The 494-nt window shown below is 51.0% G+C and carries 1 protein-coding gene; it reads right to left on the reverse strand.

Annotated features, from left to right (window positions below; all coding sequences use genetic code 11):
- Window positions 1-8: 8 nt before the first annotated feature.
- A partial coding sequence (locus OM074_RS21230) for a pyridoxal phosphate-dependent aspartate aminotransferase family protein (RefSeq protein WP_301202718.1) occupies window positions 9-494 on the reverse strand: 486 nt, incomplete at its 5' end.

Here is a 494-nt window from a genome sequence, read left to right on the forward strand (position 1 = left end):
TTTTACTACTACGGCATGTCCACTGTTGCCAGCAACAATGCCCTGCTCTCTTTGTTGTTGATGAGGTAAAGCTCTCCGTTCACGGCCTGGTAATACTCCACCCCAAGTACCAAAAATACGGGCTGCTCGCTATTGGCAGAAATTCCCGCCTCGATGTCTACCTGCACAGCTGCCTTGGATGCGATTTCCACAGATTCGGAATGAACGACATCTACCTCGTAATCGCCGGTCTCAAAGTTAACGGCTGCCAGGCCTACGGTAAACCTCGCCTGGGTCGCCCCCTCTACTTGCTGCAATTCCAAACTCGGATCCTCAAACTGGATCGCAATGGCTGCCAGGCCCGATACCCTGTCAAAACCAACTGTGTAAGCTGCCTTCATCACTTCATCCAATGAAGTTGCGGCATTGAACTCAAAACCCTGCAACAGGTTCAGATCCCCATCAACAACATTGCGCTCCCCCCTGCCATTGGTAACATCTGCCTGTATAACTTT

Origin of the sequence: Plebeiibacterium marinum (assembly GCF_026013615.1) — a bacterium.
GTDB classification, from domain to species: domain Bacteria; phylum Bacteroidota; class Bacteroidia; order Bacteroidales; family Marinilabiliaceae; genus Saccharicrinis; species Saccharicrinis marinus_A.